At 66.6% G+C, this 22,990-nt stretch carries 25 protein-coding genes; 15 read left to right on the top strand and 10 right to left on the bottom strand.

Features of this window, described 5'->3' with window-relative positions; genetic code table 11:
* Positions 1-43: 43 nt before the first annotated feature.
* On the top strand, positions 44-1,414 hold the full coding sequence (locus tag OVA31_RS02980) for an LLM class flavin-dependent oxidoreductase (RefSeq protein WP_267629637.1): 1,371 nt from the start codon (positions 44-46) through the stop codon (positions 1,412-1,414).
* An 83-nt stretch (positions 1,415-1,497) separates the two neighbouring features.
* Here OVA31_RS02980 and OVA31_RS02975 read toward each other — a convergent pair whose 3' ends face one another.
* Both OVA31_RS02975 and OVA31_RS02970 read right to left on the bottom strand, forming a co-directional pair.
* Complete coding sequence (locus OVA31_RS02975; RefSeq protein ID WP_267629636.1) at positions 1,498-1,833, bottom strand: histone-like nucleoid-structuring protein Lsr2; 336 nt, start codon at positions 1,831-1,833, stop codon at positions 1,498-1,500.
* A gap of 204 nt (positions 1,834-2,037) precedes the next feature.
* On the bottom strand, positions 2,038-2,763 hold the full coding sequence (locus OVA31_RS02970; RefSeq protein ID WP_267629635.1) for a hypothetical protein: 726 nt from the start codon (positions 2,761-2,763) through the stop codon (positions 2,038-2,040).
* 64 nt (positions 2,764-2,827) lie between these two features.
* Here OVA31_RS02970 and OVA31_RS02965 point away from each other — a divergent pair, with 64 nt between their 5' ends.
* The 6 genes from OVA31_RS02965 to OVA31_RS02940 all read left to right on the top strand — a co-directional run bounded on the left by OVA31_RS02965 (position 2,828) and on the right by OVA31_RS02940 (position 8,435).
* A complete protein-coding gene (locus OVA31_RS02965; RefSeq protein ID WP_267629634.1) occupies positions 2,828-3,709 on the top strand; it encodes a rhodanese-related sulfurtransferase in 882 nt (293 codons plus the stop codon).
* On the top strand, positions 3,706-4,776 hold the full coding sequence (locus OVA31_RS02960) for a CobW family GTP-binding protein (protein ID WP_267629633.1): 1,071 nt from the start codon (positions 3,706-3,708) through the stop codon (positions 4,774-4,776). The genes OVA31_RS02965 and OVA31_RS02960 overlap by 4 nt, the downstream gene beginning before the upstream one ends.
* A 196-nt stretch (positions 4,777-4,972) precedes the next feature.
* Positions 4,973-6,094 carry an N-acetylmuramoyl-L-alanine amidase gene (locus OVA31_RS02955; protein ID WP_420714132.1) on the top strand — a complete coding sequence of 374 codons (1,122 nt, stop codon included), beginning with the start codon at positions 4,973-4,975 and terminating at the stop codon, positions 6,092-6,094.
* A gap of 59 nt (positions 6,095-6,153) precedes the next feature.
* Complete coding sequence (locus OVA31_RS02950; protein ID WP_267629632.1) at positions 6,154-7,089, top strand: SDR family oxidoreductase; 936 nt, start codon at positions 6,154-6,156, stop codon at positions 7,087-7,089.
* Positions 7,086-7,853: a fructosamine kinase family protein gene (locus OVA31_RS02945; protein WP_267629631.1), complete on the top strand. Its 768-nt coding sequence runs from the start codon at positions 7,086-7,088 to the stop codon at positions 7,851-7,853. Before OVA31_RS02950 ends, OVA31_RS02945 begins: the two co-directional genes overlap by 4 nt.
* A 15-nt stretch (positions 7,854-7,868) precedes the next feature.
* The gene (locus OVA31_RS02940) at positions 7,869-8,435 is read left to right on the top strand and encodes a nucleosidase (protein WP_267629630.1); all 567 of its coding nucleotides are present in this window, start codon (positions 7,869-7,871) and stop codon (positions 8,433-8,435) included.
* Between the two features lie 11 nt (positions 8,436-8,446).
* Here OVA31_RS02940 and OVA31_RS02935 read toward each other — a convergent pair whose 3' ends face one another.
* From OVA31_RS02935 to OVA31_RS02920, 4 genes are read right to left on the bottom strand one after another with little or no spacing between them, the layout of a single operon-like run.
* Positions 8,447-9,454 carry a DUF6542 domain-containing protein gene (locus OVA31_RS02935; RefSeq protein ID WP_267629629.1) on the bottom strand — a complete coding sequence of 336 codons (1,008 nt, stop codon included), beginning with the start codon at positions 9,452-9,454 and terminating at the stop codon, positions 8,447-8,449.
* Between the two features lie 34 nt (positions 9,455-9,488).
* Positions 9,489-10,694: a DNA recombination protein RmuC gene (locus tag OVA31_RS02930; RefSeq protein WP_267629628.1), complete on the bottom strand. Its 1,206-nt coding sequence runs from the start codon at positions 10,692-10,694 to the stop codon at positions 9,489-9,491.
* Positions 10,695-10,751: 57 nt separating this feature from the next.
* Positions 10,752-11,315, bottom strand: coding sequence for a methylated-DNA--[protein]-cysteine S-methyltransferase (locus tag OVA31_RS02925; RefSeq protein ID WP_267629627.1), 564 nt, complete (start codon positions 11,313-11,315; stop codon positions 10,752-10,754).
* Complete coding sequence (locus OVA31_RS02920; RefSeq protein ID WP_267629626.1) at positions 11,312-12,979, bottom strand: DNA-3-methyladenine glycosylase 2 family protein; 1,668 nt, start codon at positions 12,977-12,979, stop codon at positions 11,312-11,314. The genes OVA31_RS02925 and OVA31_RS02920 overlap by 4 nt, the downstream gene beginning before the upstream one ends.
* 118 nt (positions 12,980-13,097) lie before the next feature.
* Here OVA31_RS02920 and OVA31_RS02915 point away from each other — a divergent pair, with 118 nt between their 5' ends.
* The 3 genes from OVA31_RS02915 (at position 13,098) to ychF (ending at position 15,958) form a co-directional block, all read left to right on the top strand.
* Positions 13,098-13,418 (top strand): hypothetical protein, encoded by a 321-nt coding sequence (locus tag OVA31_RS02915; RefSeq protein ID WP_267629625.1) that lies wholly within the window; start codon positions 13,098-13,100, stop codon positions 13,416-13,418.
* 79 nt (positions 13,419-13,497) lie between these two features.
* A complete protein-coding gene (locus OVA31_RS02910; RefSeq protein WP_420714131.1) occupies positions 13,498-14,736 on the top strand; it encodes an AI-2E family transporter in 1,239 nt (412 codons plus the stop codon).
* Positions 14,737-14,878: 142 nt separating this feature from the next.
* A complete protein-coding gene (gene ychF / locus OVA31_RS02905) occupies positions 14,879-15,958 on the top strand; it encodes a redox-regulated ATPase YchF (protein WP_267629624.1) in 1,080 nt (359 codons plus the stop codon).
* 102 nt (positions 15,959-16,060) lie between these two features.
* Here the strand turns inward: ychF and OVA31_RS02900 are convergent, their stop codons facing one another.
* Positions 16,061-16,435 carry a VOC family protein gene (locus OVA31_RS02900; protein WP_267629623.1) on the bottom strand — a complete coding sequence of 125 codons (375 nt, stop codon included), beginning with the start codon at positions 16,433-16,435 and terminating at the stop codon, positions 16,061-16,063.
* Between the two features lie 87 nt (positions 16,436-16,522).
* Between OVA31_RS02900 and OVA31_RS02895 the strand changes: the two genes are divergently transcribed.
* Positions 16,523-17,026, top strand: coding sequence for a peptide-methionine (S)-S-oxide reductase (locus OVA31_RS02895; RefSeq protein WP_267629622.1), 504 nt, complete (start codon positions 16,523-16,525; stop codon positions 17,024-17,026).
* A 308-nt stretch (positions 17,027-17,334) separates the two neighbouring features.
* On the opposite strand, the gene OVA31_RS02890 is transcribed toward OVA31_RS02895, so the two are convergent.
* Both OVA31_RS02890 and OVA31_RS02885 read right to left on the bottom strand, forming a co-directional pair.
* On the bottom strand, positions 17,335-17,565 hold the full coding sequence (locus tag OVA31_RS02890) for a DUF1059 domain-containing protein (protein WP_267629621.1): 231 nt from the start codon (positions 17,563-17,565) through the stop codon (positions 17,335-17,337).
* A gap of 28 nt (positions 17,566-17,593) precedes the next feature.
* Positions 17,594-18,061 (bottom strand): iron chaperone, encoded by a 468-nt coding sequence (locus OVA31_RS02885; protein WP_267629620.1) that lies wholly within the window; start codon positions 18,059-18,061, stop codon positions 17,594-17,596.
* Between the two features lie 120 nt (positions 18,062-18,181).
* On the opposite strand from OVA31_RS02885, the gene OVA31_RS02880 reads away from it, so the two are divergent.
* Positions 18,182-18,823, top strand: coding sequence for a TetR/AcrR family transcriptional regulator (locus tag OVA31_RS02880; protein WP_267629619.1), 642 nt, complete (start codon positions 18,182-18,184; stop codon positions 18,821-18,823).
* Positions 18,824-18,902: 79 nt separating this feature from the next.
* A complete protein-coding gene (locus OVA31_RS02875) occupies positions 18,903-19,400 on the top strand; it encodes a peptide-methionine (S)-S-oxide reductase (protein WP_267629618.1) in 498 nt (165 codons plus the stop codon).
* Positions 19,401-19,536: 136 nt separating this feature from the next.
* Here OVA31_RS02875 and OVA31_RS02870 read toward each other — a convergent pair whose 3' ends face one another.
* Complete coding sequence (locus OVA31_RS02870) at positions 19,537-20,394, bottom strand: SDR family NAD(P)-dependent oxidoreductase (RefSeq protein WP_267629617.1); 858 nt, start codon at positions 20,392-20,394, stop codon at positions 19,537-19,539.
* 103 nt (positions 20,395-20,497) lie between these two features.
* On the opposite strand from OVA31_RS02870, the gene OVA31_RS02865 reads away from it, so the two are divergent.
* Both OVA31_RS02865 and OVA31_RS02860 read left to right on the top strand, forming a co-directional pair.
* On the top strand, positions 20,498-21,124 hold the full coding sequence (locus OVA31_RS02865) for a TetR/AcrR family transcriptional regulator (protein WP_267629616.1): 627 nt from the start codon (positions 20,498-20,500) through the stop codon (positions 21,122-21,124).
* 148 nt (positions 21,125-21,272) lie between these two features.
* Positions 21,273-22,937: an ABC-F family ATP-binding cassette domain-containing protein gene (locus OVA31_RS02860; RefSeq protein ID WP_267629615.1), complete on the top strand. Its 1,665-nt coding sequence runs from the start codon at positions 21,273-21,275 to the stop codon at positions 22,935-22,937.
* Positions 22,938-22,990 lie beyond the last annotated feature (53 nt).

Below are 22,990 nucleotides of genomic sequence, written 5' to 3'. Positions count from 1 at the left end.
GGATTGACTCGTCGCGCATCGCACACCCAGTGAAGGACGCAAAATGACCCGACAGTTGCACCTCGGCGGATTCCTCATCGCCTCCCCGGTCACCCATTCGCATGCCGCGTGGCGGCATCCTGGTTCGGAAACCGACTATTTCGGTCCCGATCACTATCACCGAGTGGGGCGGATCCTCGAACGCGGCAAGTTCGATTTCGCATTCTTCGCGGATCTGCTCGCCGCTCCCGTGCGATTCGGCGGCGACCAATCCGAGCCTTTTCGTCGGGGGACCCAGGCGGCCGCGACCATCGACCCGACGCTGGTGGCTGCCAGCATCGCGGCCGTCACCAGCCGACTCGGCATCGCGGTCACCAAGTCCACCACCTACTTCCACCCCTACGAGCTCGCGCGTGTGTTCGGCTCTCTCGATCACCTGACCCGCGGCCGGATCGCATGGAACATCGTCACGTCGCTGTCGCAGGCCGAGGCCCAGAACTTCGGATTCGAATCGCACGTCGAGCACGACGAACGCTATCTGCGCGCGGAGGAATTCGTGCGAACCGCGATCGAACTGTGGTCGAGTTGGGAACCGGATGCGGTGTCCGCGGACAAGGAGTCGGGAGTGTGGGCCGACCCGGACAAGATCCGGACCGTCGACCATGTCGGTGAGTACTACCGGACGCGCGGACCGCTGAACCAACCCCGATCACCTCAACACCGCCCGGTGCTGATCCAGGCCGGGTCGTCGGAGACCGGGAAGAACTTCGCCGCACGATGGGCGGAGGCGATCTTCGAGATCGACCCGACCCCGGAGGGGCGCCGGGCGTACTACGACGACGTGAAGTCGCGGGCGTCGGATCATGGTCGCAATCCCGATCACGTGAAGATCTTTCCGTCGTTCATCCCCTTCATCGGGGAAACCGCCTCCATTGCTCGGGAGAAGCAGGCCTTTCACAACGAACTCGCCGATCCGATCTCGGGGCTCATCACGCTTTCGGTCCACACCGATCACGACTTCTCGCAATACGACCTCGAAGCGCCCGTCGAGGACATCTCCGTGAGCGGAACCCAAGGACTCTTCGATGTCGCGCGCCGGCTCAGTCAGCGCGACAGTCTCACGTTGCGTGACATCGGCAAGCTCTACGCCCAGGGAGTTCTGCTGCCGCAATTCGTGGGGACGGCGGCCGATGTGGCCGATCAGATCGAGGAGTCCTTCACCGGGGGAGAGGCGGACGGATTCATCGTGTCGAGTGCCCAGACGCCGGGTACGTTCAACGACTTCGTCGACTATGTGGTCCCGGAATTGCAGCGGCGCGGATTGTTCCGTGAGGAGTACCACGGCACGACACTGCGTGAGCATCTAGGACTCGGCACCGCCGACGAGGATCTGCCTGCAGACCTGCGAGCCGAATCGGCGTTGCTGGCGGGGTGACCGAAACGGCGGAAGGCCCGGACCTCTGCGGGTCCGGGCCTTCCGGCGACAGGCGTTCGCGATGGCGAAGCGTGTTCGGTTGGTCAGTGCGCGGCCTCGAAGGCGTCGATGACGCTGAGCGGGATGCGGCCCCGATCGCTGACCTCGTAGCCGTTCTTGTTGGCCCATTCGCGAATGGCCTTGGTCTGTTCCTTGCTGCGAGCCGTGGAGACCGGGGCCGCTCGCTTGATGCCCCGCGACGACGTCACTCGCGATACCGAGACGTACTTCTCCAACGAATCACGGAACTGCGCCGCATGCTTCGACGAAGTGTCGAATTCGTAGGCTTTTCCGTCCAATGACCAACGCACGGTCTCGTAATCGTCGAGGACCTTGCCATCGATGTCATCAATGACTTGGACGATTTCCTTCTTCGCCATAGTGAACTCCCTGTCCTCGGAGTGAGAATCTGTTCTCACCTGAATTGTCTCGACCAACCATTCGCCGTGCGCAAGCCGGGAGCAACAACGATTGTTTCTTTGTTGGTCGGATACATGGTAGACGTCCGGAAATAATAAGTTCCTGAGAACCCCACCATTCCCTGGAGTATGCGAATAACGACTCGGGTGATTACCGGAGTTCGATCATGAAGTGGGCGGACTGGGTACAGGCGTTTCCTGATTTCCCTCACGCGTGGTCGCGGCCTCTGATTCGGAAGCCGACTCGGGTATTCCGGTCAGCGCCGACGGGGCGCGGTCGCCGGCCGCAATCGGGAGGTAACCCCTTGGGGTGATGGCGAATCCGGACTTCGACCTGGATTCGAGACAGTACATTCCGGCCGTCTCGACGAGGCAGGAAAACCGCGAGATCGAAATGGTGTGGCCGTAGTCCACGATTGTGCTCCGGTACAGGACGGGATAGCGATTGGCGCACGCACCGCGTTGTGCATCATCGGTGCTCAGCGTCACAAGATTGCGCGCCCACCGGCAACTGCTCGGTGTGTCGGCCGGTGGGTTCCCGCGCGTTTCCGTGTTCAGTCGGCAGGCCAGCGTGGCGCTGCCGTTGGTTCCGGTGGAACAGTTCACCCGGCGGTCGGGAGTGGTGAAGTGGAAGCCGGACGTGTCCTCGATCGGGGAATTGGGTCGTACCGAACCCTGGTGATAGTGGGAATTGTCGACACGAGGTGCGAGCGCGATCACGCGGCCGATCGTCCAGTCCGGCAGGGCGACGGCGGTATCGGGGGTGGACGGCGCAGGGGCGGTCGTCGTGGTCTCGACCTCGGATTCGGTGGACAGCACATCGGTGGGTGGCAGCACGATCCGGGACGGATCGGTACCCGAGGTGAGTGAACACCCCGCGCTGACGAGCATTACCAGGGCCCCGACGACGCAGACATGTGAAAAGCGCCTGCGCAGTCGTCCGTACCCTTGCACTGTGTCGACTCCCAAGATCGTGTTGTTCTATGTGTTCACACCGCTGGCCGATCCCGACGCCATCCGGTTGTGGCAACAGGCCATCTGTGAACAGCACGGCCTGCGCGGCAGGATCATCGTGTCACCCCACGGCATCAACAGCACCGTCGGCGGCGACATCGTTCAGGTGAAAAGGTACGTCAAGGCCACCCGCTCGTATCCGGCGTTCAAGCACGCCGACATCAAATGGTCCGACGGGACGGGAGACGACTTTCCCCGACTGAGCGTTCGGGTTCGGCCGGAGATCGTCACATTCGGCGTGCCCGACGAGGTCCACGTCGATGAGGACGGGGTGGTCGGTGGGGGCACCCGGTTGAGCCCCGGCGAGGTCAACGAGCTGGTGGCCGACCGCGGTGAGGACGTGGTCTTCTTCGACGGCCGGAACCGGATCGAGGCCGAGGTTGGTCATTTCGCGGGAGCGGTCGTCACCGGCGCGCAGTCGACGCGCGATTTCGTCCCGCTCCTCGACAGCGGGGCCTACGACCATCTCAAGGACCGGCCGGTCGTCACCTACTGCACCGGAGGGGTGCGCTGCGAGGTCCTCAGCAGCCTGATGCGGGCGCGAGGATTCCAGGAGGTCTACCAGCTCGACGGCGGCATCGCACGCTACGGCGAGGAGTTCGGCGACGACGGCCTGTGGGAGGGCTCGCTCTATGTGTTCGACAACCGCATGACGGTCGAGTTCTCCGATCACGCCGCGGTGGTCGGCACCTGTGCACGGTGTGGGGCGAAGACCAGCGGCGTGGCGAACTTCCCCGACGCCCTCGGTCGCGAGCTCGCGGTGATCTGTCCCGGCTGCGAGGCGGGTGCGAGCAGCGAGTCACTGGAGGCGGCATCACGGTGACCCGTGAATCGGTACCGGTCGTCCTTGTTGCCGGGTATCTGGGTTCCGGCAAGACGACACTGCTCAATCACCTGCTGCGAAGTGCGTCGGGAACCAGGATCGGCGTGCTGGTCAACGACTTCGGGTCGATCAACATCGACGCGATGCTGATCGCCGGTCAGGCCGACGGGACCGTCAGCCTGTCGAACGGGTGTGTGTGCTGCAGCGTCGACGCCGACGGGGTCGAAAGCGCGTTGACCGCTCTGCTGCGGCCGGCCGCGGGGATCGACGTGATCGTCATCGAGGCCAGTGGCATCGCCGAGCCCCGCGCCCTGATCCGGATGATCACCGGCCTCACGGATGCGAGGTTGCGGTACGGCGGCCTGGCCTATGTGGTCGACGCGGCGGCTCTGACCGATCTGCGTCGGCGCCACCCGGAGGTGGACCGGCACATCGAGATCGCCGACCTGGTGGTGATCAACAAGGCAGACCTCGTCGACGACGCCGGGCTGGCCGGTGTGCGCGACCTGGTCGGTGCCGTCAACGACTCGGCGCCGACGGTCGTCACCACCGATGCCGTGGTCGATCCCGGGCTGTTGTTCGACGCCACCGATCGACCGGTCACCTCGACCGCATCGGGCGGTCAACTGACCCTCGACGCGCTCCTCGCGGAAGTCGATGACCAGGGCCTCGGCCACGACCACGGTCATGACGGCGACGATCATTCCGGCCACACCCACCTGCACGACGGGTACCAATCCGTCGAGTTCGTCAGCGAGGCGCCGCTCGATCCGCGGCGACTGGCCGCACTTCTCGAGCGTCCGCCTGCCGGGTGCTACCGGATCAAGGGTGTCGCCGCCTTCGACGTGCCGGGGCACCGTCAGAAGTTCGTGGTGCACGCCGTCGGCGGGTTCGTCCGGGTGCAGCGGCTGCCGTGGTCGGGCGAACCGAGGATCTCGCGCCTGGTGGTGATCGGTGCAGGTCTCGACCCGTCTGAGGCGCATCGTGGGCTCCAGGCGACGGTCGGCGACGGTACCCCCGACGAGCACGGCATCCTCAGCATCACGCGATATCTCTCGTCGGTGTGAGGTCCGGTATGAGGCCCGATTGTGCACGGCGTGATGTCACAGCTCCCTAACGGTTTGTATCGCCGCAGGTCGCGAATTTTCGTTTCGTCTGGCAGCCTGTTTCACTGTTACCAATGTGACTAAAGTGGCCAGTGTTGCATCTTGGAAGGGAGTGTGGCGCCGGTCCGACCGCAGGTCGGATGGCGCCCGGTGTGTGATGACCCAGACTGTGATGACCCGGCGTTCCGGGGGACGGATGATCGGCCGACGGCGGCGCATCGTCGTCGCGGCGGTGTCCGCGCTCACCCTGACGGCCGGCACGATGACGACCATCGCGGCCCCCGACGCCGTCGCGGCGCCGCAACCGACCGGCACCGTCCTGGCGGGCAAGACGATCTTCCTCGATCCCGGGCACCAGGGCGGCTCGGCCGGACACAAACTCAACGCTCAGGTGCCCGACGGGCGAGGCGGCAAGAAGGACTGCCAGACGTCGGGTGCGACCGGCGTGAACGGCACCAAGGAGCACACCGTCAACTGGCAGATCACCCAGTTGGTGAAGGCAGGCCTGGAGAGCCAGGGTGCGCGTGTGTTCCTCAGCCGACCCGACGACACGGGATGGGGTGGCTGTGTGGACCAGCGGGCTGCGGCCGCCAGCCGTTCCGGTGCCGCCGTCGCGGTGAGCCTGCACGCGGATTCGACCTCCGCTGGTTCGGATGCGGCCAAGAAGGGCTTCCACATGATCGTGCCGCAGCTGCCGGTCCCGGACGGCACGGTGAGCCGCGTCCAGGGTGGGGAAGGCCGCAAGGCCTCGTCGGCCATGCGTGACGCATTCGTGAAGGCCGGTTTCCCCGAGGCCAACTACGCGGGTGTCACCAAGGGTCTGCAGACCCGGTCGGACATCGCGGCGGTGAACCTGACGAAGGTTCCCGCGGTGTTCATCGAGATGGGAAACCTGTCGAATCCGGCTGAGGCGGCGTCACTTTCGGGTAAGGACGGACAGCTCAAGTACGCGATGGCGGTCACCGACGGCATTCTCGACTATGTCCGCGGCCCGGCGGCCGCGCCTGCTCCGGCACCGGCGGCACCCAACTCGCCAGCACCGAACTCGACGGCACCCAATTCGGCGGCGCCCAACTCGACGACACCGTCGACTCCCGAGAGCGACGACAGCGGGCTCGCCACGGTCATCCCGTTCGTCCAGCAACTGCTGGGCACCGACGACCCGAAGGCGATCACCCAGTTGCTCCTCGGTCAGGGGCAGGACGTCTCGGCGCAGGTGCTCAAGGCGATGCTGACGGTGGTCTACGGGCTGTTCGGCGGCAAGTTGCCCATCGGATGACGGTGCTCGGCTCGGCCAAGGCCGTCGTCGGTGCGGGATGCAGCGCCTAGGGTGGTGTCATGGGGCTCAAGGATCTGATCGTCATGTCGACACCGGTGCCCACGCTGCGTGACCGCATCGTGCTGATCACCGGTGCCGCGAGCGGGATCGGCCGGGCAACCGCGATCGCCTCGGCCAGGAATGGTGCACGGCTGGTGTTGACGGACCTGCATGCCGATCCACTCGACGCGGTGGTGCGAGAGATCAACGACGCGGGCGGCGCGGTTGTCTACCACCAGGCCGGGGACATCTCGGATTACGACTGGGTCCGCTCGTTCGCCAATCAGGTGGACGCCGAGGTCGGCGTGGCCGACGTCGTCATGAACATCGCTGGTGTGTCGGCGTGGGGGACCGTCGAGAACCTCGAACACCGACACTGGCGCACCATGGTGGACGTCAATCTGATGGGCCCCATCCACGTCATCGAATGCTTTGTGCCGCAGATGATCCGACGCGGTCAGGGCGGTCATCTGGTGAACGTGTCGTCGGCGGCGGGGTTGTTGGCGCTGCCGTGGCACGCGGCGTACAGCGCGAGCAAATTCGGATTGCGAGGCGTGTCGGAAGTCCTCCGATTCGACCTGCGGCGGCACGGCATCGGGGTGTCTCTGGTGTGCCCGGGCGGTGTCGACACGCCTCTGGTCGACAGCGTGGAGATCGCCGGCATCAACCGCGACGACCCGCGGATCAAGTCACAGATCGCGCGGTTCCACAAGGTCGCCGTCACGCCCGAAACCGCGGCGGCGGCAATCCTCAAGGGGATTCGGAAGAATCATTTCCTCGTCTACACCTCGTTCGACATTCGCTTCGGATACTGGTGGGCGCGCAAGTTCGCATTGCCCTACGAGATCCTGATGCGGGTGGCCAACAACCAGTTCGACCACCTGGCACGGGTCAGCGCACGGTCGTTGGAACGCAAGGCCGCCGCGCAGAACGGCACCGACGTCTCGTCCACATGACCCGCGGCTTCCGCAAGGATCGCCGTGACGTCGATCCGGATTTCTTTCGTGCCGAGGCGGCCGGACTCCGATGGCTGCGCGACGGCGGTGGACCGATGGTCGAGGTCATCGACGTCGGTGAGGACTTCATCGAGCTGGCGCACCTGACGACGACGCGTCCCACCGCATCGCATGCGCGGGACTTCGGCGTCGCGCTGGCCCGGATGCACGACGCGGGCGCCGCCGAGTTCGGCAGTCCGCCCGACGGCTATGAGGGCAGGCAGTTCATCGGCGAGCGGCCACTGAGTACCCGCACGCACGAGCACTGGGGCGAGTTCTACGCCGACGAGCGGGTGTTGCCGTATCTCCCGCCTGCGATCGACGCGGGGTATCTCGAGCCCGAGGACGCGGACGCGACCCGCGAGGCGTGCGCGCTCGTCGCGAGCGGTGCTTTCGACGACGGCGATCCACCCGCACGGCTACACGGCGACCTGTGGACCGGGAACGTGCTGTGGACCGCGCACGGAGTGGTGCTCATCGACCCGGCCGCGCACGGCGGCCACCGCGAGACGGACCTCGCGATGCTCGCACTCTTCGGGTGTCCGCTGCTCACCGAGATCGTCGCCGGTTACCAGGGCGAGCACCCGTTGCGTGCCGGCTGGGAGGATCGCGTGGCGCTGCACCAGCTGCATCCGCTCGCGGTGCACGCCGCCGGCCACGGCCCGTCGTACGGCACGGCGCTGGGACGTGCGGCCCGGGCCTGCGTCGCGCTCGCCGCGCGGTGACGATAGTTTCACTGCGTGACAATCGACCCCGCCACGCTCGTCGTCGCCGCCACCCGAGCCGAGGCGCGCTACGTGCCGCCGGGTACCCGCGTTCTGATTACCGGCATCGGCAAGGTCCGCGCCGCCACGGCCCTCACCAGGGTGCTGGCCGGAGTCGGCGACGATACGCCGGTCCGTCAGGTCGTCAACGTGGGAACCGCAGGCGCACTCCACGACCACCACTGTGGCCTCTTCCAGCCGTCGACCGTAATCGAGCACGACATCAGCAGCACCGAGCTGCGTTCGATGGGCTATCCGGTCGTCGACCGATGGGAGATGCCCGACGGGGACGGCACCGTGCTGGCCTCCGGGGACACGTTTGTCGCCGACCCGGTGCGGCGCGCGACGCTGGCCGCGCGAGCCGACCTGGTGGACATGGAGGGTTGCGCGATCGCTCATGTGAGCGCGGAGTTCGGGGTGCCCTGCCGAATGGTGAAGGTGGTCAGCGACGGCGCCGACGAAGGCGCGATGGATTGGCCATCATTGGTCGACGACGCGGCACGTCGACTGGGCGAGTGGTTCGAGAGAGTTTCCCAGGCGTGACGTGGCTGCTGTCAGCCTCGATTGCGCGCGCGGGTCGACGGATATCGCGAGGCCGACGGCTGCGGTGTCGCCGACTCGTAGCGTGCGTGATCGGCCGCTGACGACGGTGACCGTCGACGGGCCGCGGCACCGGCGGTGGGTCGGGCCTGGGTCGCAGGCGGCGCGATGGTCTCGCCGAGCGACTCCTCGCCGGGGCCGATGAGCTCACCGGCCTCTGCCCGTTGCACCGCACCTGCTGTCGCGCGGCGTTTGGTTGCCTGCGGCCGGTCGGCGGCCGCCCGCTTGCCGCCCTCGGAGCGCTTGGTCGGCGCGGCTGCGCGGGTGGTCGGTTCGTCGACGACCTTCTGACCCTTCACGACACCGGCACCGTCGGCCGTGCCTTCGGCGGCCGGTCGCGGCCGGCGAGACTTCTGCGCGGCGGAAGCAGGCTTTCTCCGGTCGCCGGATTCGGCAGGCCGAGCCTTGGTCGCGGCCGGACGAGCGGCGCGCTTGGTGGCGGTACGCGGACTGCGGTCGGCGGTCTTGGCCGGGCTGGGCTTCGGCGACGATCCCTTCGATCGCCGGAGGCCGATGCTGGTGGAGCGGTCGCGGGTGAGGTACCACCGCGCCACGACGAGACCGAGGGTCACCAAGAACGTCAGCAGCATCCAGGGGAAGGCGTCGGCGACGGGGAGCAGGACCTTGAAGATGAGGCTCTTCAATCCGGACGAGGCCTGGTCGGAGTTGAGGCCATAGAGCGTGATGACACCGACGAGGAACGCGATGAGGGGCGGCTGGGCTGCGGCGGTGAACAACGCGCGGCGCCGCACGGCGAGCGCTGCGATGACGCAGCCGACCAGATAGCAGAATTTGAAGATGCCGCCGAGGGCGTCGGTGTTGCTCGCATCGATCGCCGCACCGATACCCGTGATGACGGTGGCCACCAGCACGCCGCCCCACCAAGGGAGGCCGCGGACCGTCGGCAGCACGGATTGCTGATCCAGCGGTACTGCTGATCGCTGTTGCGGGGCAGAAGACACATCTAGACGGTACCGGTTAACCCCCCGAAAACTGTTAACCACCGGGTGATGTTGCCCATTGGTCCGTTTCCGAGGTGTCGTCGCTGGTCCGGATGCCTCCCGCGGTGCGGACGGTGATGTCGATCGGGGCGGCGGAAGTGTGCTGCGGTTCACCCTGGAGGGCGTCCAGTTCGGCCAATTTGCGAGCTGTGACGCCTACGCGAGCATCGACGGCACCGACCGTCGAGTTGAAGGATTCGACGGCGCGGCGCAACGACCCGCCCAGCCGGTCGAGGTGGCCGAGGACGCCGCCGAGGCGGTGGTGCAGTTCGGTCCCGAGCTGATGGATCACGGCGGCATCGCGCGCCATCGCGTCGTGCCGCCAGCCGAGCGCGACGGTGCGCAGCAGAGCGATGAGGGTCGACGGAGTGGTGAGGACCACGTTCTTGCCGAAACCGAACTCGATGAGATCTCCGTCGGCCCGGACCGCTGCCTCGAGCACGGGATCACTCGGTACGAACAGCACCACCATCTCCGGGGTGTTGTCGAAGGCCGACCAATACGCCTTCGACGACAGCTGCGTGATGTGGGAGCGGACGGCGCGGGCGTGCTCGCCGAGCAGCCGGTCGGCGGTCGCGGGGTCCGGCTCCTCGATGGCGGCGAGGTACGACTGCAGCGGCACCTTCGCGTCCACCACGATGTTCCGGTCACCCGCGAGGTGGACCACCATGTCCGGCCGCACCGGCCCTGACGACCCGTCCGCGGACACCTGCGTCGAGAAGTCGCAGTGCCGGGTCATCCCGGCCAGCTCGACGACCCGCTCGAGTTGCAGCTCGCCCCAACGACCGCGGACCTGAGGTGTGTGCAGGGCGTTGGCCAGCTGCCGGGTCTGGTCGGTCAGTTGCGTCGACACGGCGTGCATACCCCGCACCTGCTCGGTGAGCCCCGAGTATGCGCTGATCCGGTGGTGTTCGGTTCGCCGCAATTCGTCGGAGAGCTGACCGAGCACGGCCCGGAGCGGGTCGACGATGTGTGCGACCTGCGAGCCGATGGCCGACGATTGGCGTCGCGCCGCATCCTCGCTAGCCGACGAGAGTGAACGGGCCGCGAGATCGTGCGCGGCCCGCACGGAGTGCAGTTCGGCCCTGGCCGCGGCGAGCGCGGCGGCGGCCCGCGACGCGTGCGCGAGCCACCCGACCAGTCCGCCGAGGATCATGCCGGCGATCAGGGCGACGATCACTGAGGTGTTCATGACCGTCATGGTGCTCGACGGGTCCGACAGTGGACCGCACCCGCGATCGCCGGCAGAGTCCGATCGCTACCCGGCCACGGGAACCTCACGGTCGAGCAGTGAGCGCTTCACCTCGAGGCCGTAGCGGAACCCGCCGAGCGAACCGTCGCTGCGCAGCACTCGGTGGCAGGGGACGAACAACGCGGCCGCGTTGCGTGAGCATGCCGACGCCGCGCCGCGGATCGCGGTGGGGTTGCCGGAGAGCTCCGCGAACTCCGCGTAGGTCACCGGGGCGCCGGGCGTCACCGTTCGCAGCACCGTCCACGCGTGCTCGAGGAACGGGCCCGAATGCTGGACGACCTCGACGGCGTCGAGAGCGTCGAAGGTGCCCGCGTAGTACGCGTCCACCCGCTCACGGAGCTCGTCGAGTCCGTCGCGTCGCAACTGTTCCGGCCGGATGGAGCGGTGGACGAGCGCGGCCAGGTACTCCGGGTCGTCGGTCCATCCCGAGGCCAGCACCCGATCGGCATCGTCGGCGACAACGGTGAACGTGCCGTCGGGTGTGGGAACCGACGTCCAGCGGGCGGTGCTGGTGGCCGCGGTGGCGGTCGCCGCGGGGTCCGAGACCGGATTCGAGATCGTGGATGTCATCGTGCTCCTTCTGCAGGCTCGTCGAGTTGTTGGCGACGAGGTGGTGGGGTCGATCGCGTCTGCGCCGCTCGGGCGATTCGCGATCGTGAGGACGGGGCCCGCGTGGAATGGTGCTTCGACGTCTGCTCGCTCGTGATCGGTCCTGTCAGTATCGGCTCGGTCACCGACAGCCGGTGGCGCCACAGGTGCATCGATGCATACGAACGCCACGGCGACCACGCCGGCGCACCGTCGGCGAGGTCGACACCCAGTTCCGTGGCGGCCCGTGCGACGACGAGGTCGCGGTCGAGCAGGATGTCGGGCTCGCCGGTGACCCGCATCGCCACGTAGTCGGCGGTCCAGGCCCCGATCCCGGGCAGTTCGATCAAGGCGGCGCGCAATTCGTCGGCCGTGCGGCCCGCGTGCAGTTCCAGGCGGCCTTCGGCGAGGGTCTCGGCGACGGCGAGGATGGCGTCGATGCGGCGCCTGGGCCCGGTCAGCACTCGGTGCCCGTGCTCGGCGATCGTGGCCGCGTCGGGAAAGAGGGTCCAGCCGGCGGCGGGCGAGCGGTCCGTGGCGGCATCGGGTGGCCACGACACCGGCAGTCCGAGCGTGTCGACCAGGCGTGCCGTGTGGTGCCGGGCGGCCTTCACGCTGATCTGCTGACCGATCATCGTCCGGATCAGGGTCTCGGTCGGGTCAACCGACCCGGGGACCCGCAGGCCCGGCGCGGCGTCGACGAGCGGCGCCAGCGCGGGGTCGGTCCGCAGCGCGAGGTCGGTGCTGACCGGGTCGGCGTCGAGATCGAGCAACCGTCGGAGGCGGTTGACCGCGACGCCGAGATCGCGCATGTCGAGATGGGTGATGGTCGCGGTCATGTGTGCGTGCCCGGGTTCGATGGTGGCCAGGGCCGGGCCGTGGGGGAGCCTCATCGTGCGCCGATGACGCCAGGAGCCATCGGTGGTGGTCTCCACCAGTTCGCCGCCCGGAACGGCATGAGCCGAGAGGAACCAGTGCAGCCAGCGGGTGTCCAGCGGCATCCGGTGCGCGAGTCGCAGCGTCACCTCTCCGACGGCACCCTGCCCCGAGCGACCGGTCGGCGACGGCAACTTCCGCAGGCGGCTCGGTGTCAGGGCGAACACCTCCCGGATGGTGTCGTTGAACTGCCGAACACTGGTGAAGCCGGCCGCGAAGGCGATGTCTGCCATGGGCATCGGCGTGCACTGGATCAGGACCCGCGCGGTGGCGGCGCGATGTGCCCGGGCCAGCGCGAGGGGACCGACGCCGAGTTCGTTGGTCAGCACCCGGTTCAGGTGCCGTGGTGTGTAGCCGAGTCGGGCGGCCAGGCCGTCGACGCCTTCTCGTTCCACCACACCGTCGGCGATCAGTCGCATGGCACGCGAGGACAGATCGGCTCCCGTGTTCCAGCGCGGGGAACCGGGAACCGCATCGGGAGCACAGCGCCGGCAGGCCCGGTACCCCTCCTGTTGTGCGGCGGCAGCGGTCAGCACGAAATGCACGTTCTGCGCGCGAGGCGTCAGGGCGGGACACGACGGCCGACAGTAGATCCCGGTGGTGTGCACGGCGACGAAGAACTGGCCGTCGAAGCGTGCGTCCCGCGACGAAACGGCGCGATAGCACCGATCGAAGTCGAGGGATTCGGGGAGGCGGATCGTCGTGGTCACCAGACCACTCTGACACCGATCGCCGACGGATTCTGGCGGGAATCGGACACGGCCGTGGGAGGCGTGTCGAATTGGGGAAATTGGTGACGTAGGTAACAATTCCTGGCACGATGAGCCCATGAACACACCGTTCACCGGTGCCCGACAACGAGGTCGGCACGACGAACTCCCCCTGTCGGAATTCCCGGCGTGGGGGCTCGAGATCATGATGGGCCTGTACGGACCCGAGACGGTCCAGAGCGCAGCGCAGCAGGAGCCGGCAGGTGCGGCGCTGCCCGAGCCGCCGCCGTCGCACGACCAGCGCGTCGCGCCCGAGGAGACGGGCGAAGCGGGCCCGACGTCGCCGGCGCCGTTGTCGCCACTCGTCTTGCAGCTCGAGGCGGTCAACGAACTGGTCCGCTACGTCGAACGCAGGATCAAGCGGCACCACCAGAGCTGACCTCCGGGTGTGACGCGCGTATCGGCCGACACACCCGCGTATCGGCCCAGACGCGGACCCGGTATGTGACGATCTCTGCGTGACAGAAGAATCGGGCGTGCCGGACAGCTCGGACAGTCCGCCCAATGGCACCGGCGACGGCGCATATCCGACCAGGGCTCGGGTGGTCCTCGCGGGCCTGAGGGCGAGTTCGGTCGTCGCGCTGCAGATCGTCTTGGTCGTCGCGGCGCTGTGGATCCTGTTCTGGCTCCTCGGCAAGTTCTGGGTCGTCCTGTTGCCGATCCTGTTCGCGATCATCGTGTGCACGGTGCTGTGGCCACCCGTCCGCTGGATGCGCAAGCGTGGTGTCCCGCCCGCGGCGGCATCGCTGGTGATGATGCTTCTCGGCGTCGGGGTGCTGGCCGGGGTGATCAGTCTGATTGTGCCGTCCATCGTGCGCCAGGCGCCCGAGCTGGCGTCGCGGGCGACCGACGGCGTGCACAAACTCCAGGACTGGATTCAGGGTCCGCCGCTCAACGTGAAAGACGAGCAGCTCGACAACATCGTCAACACGGTCACCGACAAGCTGCAGTCGAGCGCGTCGAGTATCGCGGCAGGCGTGTTCAGCGGGGTGGGCACCGCCACCTCGATCCTCGTCACACTGTTCACCGCCCTCATCCTCGTCTTCTTCTTCCTCAAGGACGGGCCGAAGTTCATCCCGTGGCTCGACCGCACGGTCGGCAAACCGTCCGGGACGCACGTCGGCGAAGTGCTCACCCGCATGTGGACCAGCCTCGGCGGCTTCATCCGGACCCAGGCGATCGTGAGTTTTGTCGATGCGACCCTGATCGGTGCCGGCCTGTTCATCCTGCAGGTGCCGCTCGCCGGAGTGCTGGTGGTGATCACGTTCCTCGGCGGGTTCATCCCGATCGTCGGTGCGTTCGTCGCGGGCGCCCTGGCGGTGTTGATCGCCCTGGTGTCGAACGGCCTCACCACCGCGCTGATCGTGCTGGGCATCATCCTGGCAGTCCAGCAGCTCGAGGGAAACGTCTTGCAGCCGTGGCTGCAGTCGAAGTCCATGGACCTGCACGCGGTGATCGTGCTGCTCGCGGTGACCCTCGGCGGCACGCTGTTCGGAATCACCGGCGCATTCCTGGCGGTGCCCGCCGCGGCAGCCATCGCGGTGGTGCTGCGGTACCTGAACGAGCAGATCGCGTTGCGGGCAGGGGAGTCGCTGGCACCCGAGGGCACTCCGGTGACGGCCCACAAGAGCGTTCCCGACGACGACCCGCCGCCCGACGCCCCGTCCGACGATCCCGGCACCGCCACCCCGTCCTGACCCGCCCGCCGCCCGACCCCGCCGACAGCAACCCCTTTCTCGCCGACAGCAACCGATTCTTCGCCGACAGCAACGGCTTTTTCGTCGACAGCACCGACGGCGCCCGCCGATCGACGACCCGCGGCGGATAGACTGGTCGCCCGTGAGTCTCACCCTCGGAATCGTCGGCCTTCCCAACGTCGGTAAGTCGACCCTGTTCAACGCGTTGACCCGCAACGATGTGCTGGCCGCCAACTACCCGTTCGCGACCATCGAGCCGAATATCGGCGTCGTCGAGCTGCCGGACAAGCGCCTCGACCGGCTGGCCGAGATCTTCAGCAGCGAACGCATCCTGCCCGCGACGGTTTCGTTCGTCGACATCGCCGGCATCGTCAAGGGCGCGTCCGAGGGCGAGGGGATGGGCAACCAGTTCCTCGCGAACATCCGTGAGGCCGACGCCATCTGTCAGGTGGTCCGTGTCTTTTCCGACGACGACGTCGTGCACGTCGACGGCCGGGTGGATCCGCTCTCGGACATCGGGGTCATCGAGACCGAGCTGATCCTGGCCGATCTGCAGACCATCGAGAAAGCCCTGCCGCGCCTGGAGAAGGACGCACGCAAGAACAAGGATCTCGCCGAGACCGTCGCGGCCACGCAGAAGGCGCAGGAGCTCCTCAACGAGGGCAAAACGCTGTTCTCCCAGAAGGACTCGTTCGACCTGTCTGCGGTTCGCGAACTCCACCTGATGACCGCGAAGCCGTTCCTCTACGTCTTCAACGCCGACGAGTCGGTGCTGACCGACGATGCGCGGAAGCAGGAACTCCGCGATTCCATCGCGCCTGCCGACGCCGTGTTCCTCGACGCGAAGGTGGAGAGCGAACTCCTCGAACTCGACGAGGAGGACGCGCAGGAGCTCCTGGACTCGATCGGCCAGACCGAACCCGGTCTGCGCTCGCTCGCCCGCGCCGGCTTCCACACGCTCGGGCTGCAGACCTATCTGACTGCGGGGCCCAAGGAATCGCGGGCCTGGACCATCCACCGCGGCGACACCGCACCCAAGGCCGCCGGTGTGATCCACACCGACTTCGAGAAGGGCTTCATCAAGGCCGAGATCGTCTCCTTCGACGACCTCGACACCGCGGGCACGATGACCGCCGCGAAGGCCGCGGGCAAGGTGCGCATGGAGGGCAAGGACTACGTCATGCAGGACGGCGACGTGGTGGAGTTCCGTTTCAATGTGTAGTCGAGTTCAACGCCAGCCTTTCCTGCGCCGGCGGTAGAGCACATTCCTGCTGTCTCGTCAGTGGCGTGCGCGGAAGTACGGCACTGAGGAGGCGGGAATCGATCACAAGTAGGGGCGAGTAATCAATTCGAGGTAGTGCCCTGACGGATCGAGCAGATAGACGCCGCGTCCACCGTGCTCGTGGTTGAGCTCGCCAGGTCGGGACCGCTGGTGGTCAGCCCAGTGCTGTCGGTGGCTCTTCACGAGCTTGGCGTACATGCGGTCGAAGTGGGCGTCATCGAGAAGATAGGCGTAGTGCTGCGGCGGGAACTCGATCGGTGGGGTCGCGAATTGGAGTAGTACGCCGTCAGCGATCGTGATGTTGACGAACGGGCCCCAGGAGGGGGCTTCGTCCGCTTCGAGGAGATCACGGTAGAAGAGGGCCATCTGTGCCGGGTCCGTCGACGCAACGATCGTGTGGTTGAAGTGCGCTGTCATGGTTTTCCTTGCCGAATCGTGGGTGTCTGTTCAACGTCTGATCGAGCGATTCTCCTCGTCGCGTCGCCGACCCGTACCCTCGCGCACGTGGATGTGGAGCGCGAGACCGAAGATGTGTATTTCGCGGGCGGCTGTCTCTGGGGCGTGCAGGCGTTCATCGCGACGTTGCCAGGGGTGACGTTCACCGAGGCCGGCAGGGCCAACGGCAGCAGTCGGTCCGTCGACAGTGACTACGACGGGTACGCCGAATGCGTGCTGACCCGATTCGATCCGACCGTTGTGAGTGTCGAGCAACTGATGGCGTATTTTTTCGAGATCATCGACCCGTACAGCGTGAACAGGCAGGGGCCGGATGTCGGCGAGAAGTATCGCACCGGCGTGTACTCCGACCGGCCGACCCACCTGGACCAGGCGCGAGAGTTCATCGCCGCGAGGGACGACGCCGATCGCGTCGCTGTCGAAGTGCTGCCGCTCGCCAACTATGTGCGAAGTGCCGAAGAACATCAGCATCGGCTCGCACGTTTCCCTGGGGACTCCTGCCACATCCCTGAAGGTTTGCTGACCAAGTACGCAGCCCAAGCCCGAAGATGACGTGCCCACACGTGGAAGCTGATGGTGATCGGCTGCGGATCACGGTGGAGTTCCGTTTCAATGTGTAGTCGAGTTCCACGCCAACCTTTCCTGCGCCGACGGTAGAGCACATTCCTGTTGTCTCGTCAGTGGCGTGTGCGGAAGTACGGCACTGAGGAGGCGGGAATCGATCACAAGTAGGGGCGAGTAATCAATTCGAGGTAGTGCCCTGACGGATCGAGCAGGTATACGCCGCGTCCACTGTTCTCGTGGTTGAGCATGCGTCCGGTGCGTGAGCCGGGTGTCGCAGACTCATGCACCGGACGGGCTCACGACAGCGCGGCGAAAGCCTTCTTTGTCTCGCGATACCAGCCCATCGCCTTCCGCGGGTGTCGCCATCGGTGCTTCATGTCATTGTGTGCCGTGACATGGGTGGTGTCCCCGTCGCGGACGGCCTCACGGAGGTGGCGGTCTTGAGCCTTGATGATCTCGTCGGCGGTCTCGCCGGAAAGGTCTGCGTCGCAAGGTCCCCCGAGTTGCCGGCACGTCATGGTTTTCATGGTCTCTCCTTTGGTGAGGGGGCGGAAATCACGAATGCTCGGCCGCGCCCACAGCGCGCCGAACGAGTGTTGCGATCTGCTTCTCGACGTCGTCGGTGATCTCGATGAGGGCGAAACCTGCCGGCCACATGTGTCCGTCGTCGAGTTCGGCCCGGTCGCTGAACGCGAGTGTTGCGTACCGCGCCTTGAACTTTGCCGCGTCTTGGAAGAAGCAGACGACGTCTCCGTTCAAGCCGTAAGCGGGCATTCCGTACCAGAGCCGCGGAGCGAGTTGCGGTGCGTTCGTCGTCACGATGGTGTGTACCTTCTTGGCCAAGTCGCGGTCGCGGCCGGTCATCTCGTCGATCTTGGCGGTCACGGCGCGTGCGGCCTCGGCGGCTTTCTGGGCTGCCGACATGCGCTTGCCTGCAGCGCGAATCTCTCGTGATCTTTCCTTCATCGCGGCCCGTTCCTCTGCTGTGAACGCTTGCCGTTCGTCGGAGGTGCTGGTGGTCATGGCTCGGTCCTTTCGTCGACCTGATGCGTCTAGCGGCACGGGTAGTGCCGTTAGGTGTCGATTGTGCACTGTCTGCTTGCTGCAGTCAACGGCACGCATCGTGCCGGTAGGGTGTGGAACATGGTCGAACGAAACGAGCCGTCGCGGACAGGGGTGGCGTCGTCCCCGACCCCGGATTCGTCGGCCCCGATGCCGCGGCGTCGGGGCAAGGAGCGGACGCACCAGCTGTTGGAGGTCACGCTCGAGCTCGCGGCCGAGGACGGCTACCGCGGACTGACGATCGAGGCGGTCGCGCGACGGGCGGGAGTCGGAAAGCACACGATCTACCGGCGCTGGCCATCCATCGTCGAATTGCTTCTGGACGCACTGAATCACGTGTGGATCACCGACCTCGACTACCGGAGATCGGGGAAGATTCGAGCCGACCTACGTGAGCAGTTCATCCGGTCCAGTCAGGCGTTGTCGAACCCGCCGATAGGACCCATCTATCGCGCAGTCATCGCCGAGGTACAAGCCGACCCCGCGCTACGCGCGACGCTCCACGAGCGGTTCCTGGCTACGGTCGAACAGCGGACGCTCGACCGCATCCTGGCCGCACAGCGTGGGGGTGAACTCGATCCCGAAGCCGATCTGGATCTCGCCGCCGAATTCCTGGCCGGGACGCTCTACTATCGCTTCTTGCTCACGACGCGCCCGGTCGATGAACACGTCATCGACGCACTCATCGACATGTTCATGGCCGCGTACGGGTCGGCGCCGTAAGGTCGCGGAGTCCGGTTCAACGTCTGATCGAGCGATTCCCCGCGTCGCGTCGCCGACCCGTACCCTCGCGCACGTGGATGTGGAGCGCGAGACCGAAGATGTGTATTTCGCGGGCGGCTGTCTCTGGGGCGTGCAGGCGTTCATCGCGACGTTGCCGGGGGTGACGTTCACCGAGGCCGGCAGGGCCAACGGCACCAGTCGGTCCGTCGACAGTGGCTACGACGGGTACGCCGAATGCGTGCTGACCCGATTTGATCCGACCGTTGTGAGTGTCGAGCAACTGATGGCGTATTTTTTCGAGATCATCGACCCTTTCAGCGTGAACAGGCAGGGGCCGGATGTCGGCGAGAAGTATCGCACCGGCGTGTACTCCGACCGGCCGACCCACCTCGACCAGGCGCGAGAGTTCATCGCCGCGAGAGACGACGCCGATCGCGTCGCTGTCGAAGTGCTGCCGCTCGCCAACTATGTGCGAAGTGCCGAAGAACATCAGCATCGGCTCGCGCGTTTCCCTGAGGACTCCTGTCACATCCCTGAAGGTTTGCTGACCAAGTACGCAGCCCAAGCCCGAAGATGACGTGCCCATTTGTGGAAGCTGATGCTGATCGGCTGCGGATCACGGTGGAGTTCCGGTTCAACGTCTGAACCCAGGACAGCAACATCCTCAGCGATCGGTGGGAGTTGTGGCTTCCGTGAGGCCGGTTCTGATCGACCTATGACGGCCAGGTGAAGTCGGTGGCCTTGCCGTAGGAATCCCGACGTGCCGCGTAGGCCAGAGCGGCATGGTCCCGGGCGTCGTCGCCGATCAGTACCCGCAGTGGGCGGTCGGGATCAGAGAGGTGCGCGACCAGCGAGTCGGCGGCCAGGCGCGGATCTGCATCCGTCGGCGGTCCATCGGGATCGGCGGTCGGCCAGGGGATCTCCGCGGTGCCGAACATGGCGGTGCGGAGGTCGTCGTACTCCGGTTTCGGTGTCGCGAACGACATGCTCGACCCGGCCCAGTCGGTGGCGAATCCGCCGAGCTGTGCGATCGTCACCCGGACCCCGAATTGCGCGACCTCGGTGGACAACGCCTCACTGAATCCTTCGAGGGCCCACTTGCTCGCGTTGTAGAGCCCGAACATGGGCATCGAACCGATGGCGCCGACCGTCGAGATCTGCACGATGTCGCCACCACCGCTCGCCCGCAAGTGTGGGATCGCGGCCCGGGAGACCCACAGCGCACCGAACAGGTTCAGGTCCAGATGATCTCGGGCCTGCTGCTCATCGACCTCTTCGAGGGCTCCGACGAAACCGGCACCCGCGTTGTTGACGACGACATCGAGGCTGCCGAAGACCTGTGCCGCTTGATCGACCGTGGCGGTGACTGCGGCGGCGTCGCGGACGTCGAGCTGGATCTCCCGCGCCGAGTCCGGGTGGTCGGCGAGCAGCTCCGCCATTGCTCCGTGGCGGCGGACCGTCCCGACGACGCGATCCCCCCGATCGAGGGCAGCCTGCGCAAACGCCCGGCCGAGCCCGCGGCCGGCGCCTGTGATGAGCCACGTGCGAGTAGCGCGTGATGCTTCGCTCATAGTGATCCCTTCCAACGAGACGGTGTGTCTCGTCAGCATGGCCGAGCGACATGCTCTCTGTCAAGACGGTGCGTCTCGTCTCGTTGTGTTGTAGCTTGACCGTATGACCCCTGTATCTCCGGGACCCGCACGTTCAGATGTGCCGGGCCCCGACGCTTCCCGGCGCAGCGACCGAGCCCGTCGGGCGATCCTCTCCGCGACACGCGACCTGGTCGCCGACGTGGGATACACCCGACTGAGCATCGAAGGAATCGCGGCCGCCGCCGGAGTTGGCAAACAAACGATCTACCGCTGGTGGCCATCGAAGGCAGCCGTGGTCTTCGACGCGATTCTGGACGCCAACTCGCAGGACGGGGGTTCGGTGACGCTGCCGGACACCGGCGATCTCGAATCCGACCTTCGGCTCGTGCTCCGGGGGGCCGTCGCGGCACTCGCCGATCCGGCCAACGACCGCCTTCAGCGCGCGATCACCGCTGAGATCCAGACCGACGTCGCCATCGCCGACGAACTGGTGCGGCGGCTGCTCCGCCCGCAACTCGACGCGACCGCCGCCCGCATCGAGGCCGGTGTCCTGGCCGGTCAGGTGGACGACTCACTGGACCCCAAACTGGCGGTCGAGTTGCTGTTCGGCCCGGTCTTCCACCGCTGGCTGCTACGGACCGGTGAATTGGACGACACGTTCGCCGATGGCGTGCTCGGCATGGTCATGACGGGACTGCGGCCGCGCTGAGCGGCAGCGCAGGAGGCGTCCAGGGACGTAGTCCATTCGACGACCCGATCTCGTTCTACGGTCTCGGAACGTGGTGGAGTTCCGCTCCACCACGTAGCAACCGGTGTGCGTCTGACCTGTGCTCCCATCGAGGTGCGATCATCTCCTCATGACCGCAACACTCGTCGCCAAGGACATCGCCGGCGGGTATGCGCACCGTGTGCTGTTCGATCACCTCGACCTCACGGTCGCGCCGGGTGACGTGATCGGCGTCGTCGGTGCCAACGGGTCGGGCAAGACCACGCTGCTCCGGGTCCTCGCGGGCGACCTCGCGCCGCTGGAGGGCAAGGTGACGCGCGCTCCGGCCGACGCGTTCGTCGGGTGGTTGCCGCAGGAACACGCACGAGTCCCCGGCGAGACCGTCGGGCAGTACGTTGCCCGCCGCACCGGCTGTGCGGCCGCGACCCAGGCCATGGACGCGGCCGCGGCTGTCCTCGCCGACCCCTCGGGCGCGACCGGTCCCGAGGATTCGGCCGACGTCTACGCCGCGGCACTCGACCACTGGCTGGTCACCGGTGCCGCCGACCTCGACGAGCGTCTGCCCGAAGTCCTTGCCGATCTGGGCCTCGGCAGCGGCGTGGTGGCGCCGGCATCGGCGATGATGACCGATCTCTCCGGCGGACAGGCCGCGCGGGTCGGTTTGGCCGCGTTGCTCTGTTCGCGGTTCGACGTTGTGTTGCTCGACGAGCCGACCAATGACCTCGATCTCGATGGACTCGATCGGCTGGAGGGCGTGGTAGGCGCCATGCGCGGCGGTGTGGTTCTGGTGAGCCACGACCGAGAGTTCTTGTCTCGCAGCGTCACCGGCGTCCTCGAACTCGATCTGGCGCAACACACCAACACACTCTTCGGTGGCGGTTACGACAGTTACCTGCAGGAACGCGAGGTCGCGCGCCGGCACCGGCGCGCGGAGTACGAGGAATTCGCCGAGAAGAAGGCCGATCTGGTGGCTCGGGCGAGAACGCAGCGTGAATGGTCGAGTCAGGGTGTCCGCAACGCGATGCGCAAGGCCCCGGACAACGACAAGATCCGTCGGCGTGCGGCCACCGAGTCCAGTGAGAAGCAGGCGCAGAAGGTCCGCCAGATGGAGAGTCGGATCGCGCGTCTGGACGAGGTCGCCGAACCTCGCAAGGAATGGGTGCTCGAGTTCACCATCGGTGCCGCGCCACGTTCGAGCTCAGTCGTGTCGACTATCAACAATGCCGTTGTGCGACAAGGAGATTTCGTTCTCGGCCCGGTGTCGCTGCAGGTGAACGCGGGCGACCGGATCGGCATCATCGGCCCCAACGGAGCCGGGAAGTCGACTCTGCTGCGGCTCATCCTCGGTCGGATCACACCCGAAGCCGGGACCGCGCAATTGGGCGCGAACGTCGCGATCGGCGAAATCGACCAGACGCGTGGCGAATTCGCTGGGCCGCGGCCACTCGTCGAGCGATTCGAGGAACTCGTCCCCGACTTCACGACGGCAGAGGTGCGTACGCTTCTCGCGAAGTTCGGGCTCCGCGCCGATCACGTCGACCGTGCTGTCGCCGATCTGTCTCCCGGGGAGCGCACCCGCGCTGCGCTGGCCCTGTTGCAGGCGCGGGGGACCAATGTCCTGGTACTCGACGAACCCACCAATCACCTCGACCTCGCCGCCATCGAGCAACTCGAATCCGCGTTGCACTCCTACGACGGCGCCGTCCTGCTGGTGACCCACGACCGCCGCATGCTGGCAAACGTGCGTCTCGATCGCACCTGGCAGGTGGACGGCGGTCGCGTCACCGAGCTGTGAGTCGGGAGGCGCCAGGGCGTGACACCGTGGCCCCACCAGTAACAATTTCGCCC

This window comes from Gordonia sp. SL306, from assembly GCF_026625785.1.
GTDB lineage: Bacteria > Actinomycetota > Actinomycetes > Mycobacteriales > Mycobacteriaceae > Gordonia.
This window is presented reverse-complemented; position numbering and strand designations above follow the sequence as displayed.

Bases quoted from the DNA above. Each gene is read 5' to 3' on its own strand.
- OVA31_RS02870 (WP_267629617.1), bottom strand. From the start codon at position 20,394: ATGAGCGAAGCATCACGCGCTACTCGCACGTGGCTCATCACAGGCGCC.
- OVA31_RS02975 (WP_267629636.1), bottom strand. From the start codon at position 1,833: ATGGCGAAGAAGGAAATCGTCCAAGTCATTGATGACATCGATGGCAAG.
- OVA31_RS02865 (WP_267629616.1), top strand. From the start codon at position 20,498: ATGACCCCTGTATCTCCGGGACCCGCACGTTCAGATGTGCCGGGCCCC.
- OVA31_RS02900 (WP_267629623.1), bottom strand. From the start codon at position 16,435: ATGACAGCGCACTTCAACCACACGATCGTTGCGTCGACGGACCCGGCA.
- OVA31_RS02880 (WP_267629619.1), top strand. From the start codon at position 18,182: ATGGTCGAACGAAACGAGCCGTCGCGGACAGGGGTGGCGTCGTCCCCG.
- OVA31_RS02890 (WP_267629621.1), bottom strand. From the start codon at position 17,565: ATGAAAACCATGACGTGCCGGCAACTCGGGGGACCTTGCGACGCAGAC.
- OVA31_RS02885 (WP_267629620.1), bottom strand. From the start codon at position 18,061: ATGACCACCAGCACCTCCGACGAACGGCAAGCGTTCACAGCAGAGGAA.
- OVA31_RS02980 (WP_267629637.1), top strand. From the start codon at position 44: ATGACCCGACAGTTGCACCTCGGCGGATTCCTCATCGCCTCCCCGGTC.
- OVA31_RS02970 (WP_267629635.1), bottom strand. From the start codon at position 2,763: ATGCTCGTCAGCGCGGGGTGTTCACTCACCTCGGGTACCGATCCGTCC.
- OVA31_RS02945 (WP_267629631.1), top strand. From the start codon at position 7,086: ATGACCCGCGGCTTCCGCAAGGATCGCCGTGACGTCGATCCGGATTTC.
- OVA31_RS02860 (WP_267629615.1), top strand. From the start codon at position 21,273: ATGACCGCAACACTCGTCGCCAAGGACATCGCCGGCGGGTATGCGCAC.
- OVA31_RS02925 (WP_267629627.1), bottom strand. From the start codon at position 11,315: ATGACATCCACGATCTCGAATCCGGTCTCGGACCCCGCGGCGACCGCC.
- OVA31_RS02930 (WP_267629628.1), bottom strand. From the start codon at position 10,694: ATGACGGTCATGAACACCTCAGTGATCGTCGCCCTGATCGCCGGCATG.
- OVA31_RS02950 (WP_267629632.1), top strand. From the start codon at position 6,154: ATGGGGCTCAAGGATCTGATCGTCATGTCGACACCGGTGCCCACGCTG.
- OVA31_RS02955 (WP_420714132.1), top strand. From the start codon at position 4,973: ATGACCCAGACTGTGATGACCCGGCGTTCCGGGGGACGGATGATCGGC.
- OVA31_RS02915 (WP_267629625.1), top strand. From the start codon at position 13,098: ATGAACACACCGTTCACCGGTGCCCGACAACGAGGTCGGCACGACGAA.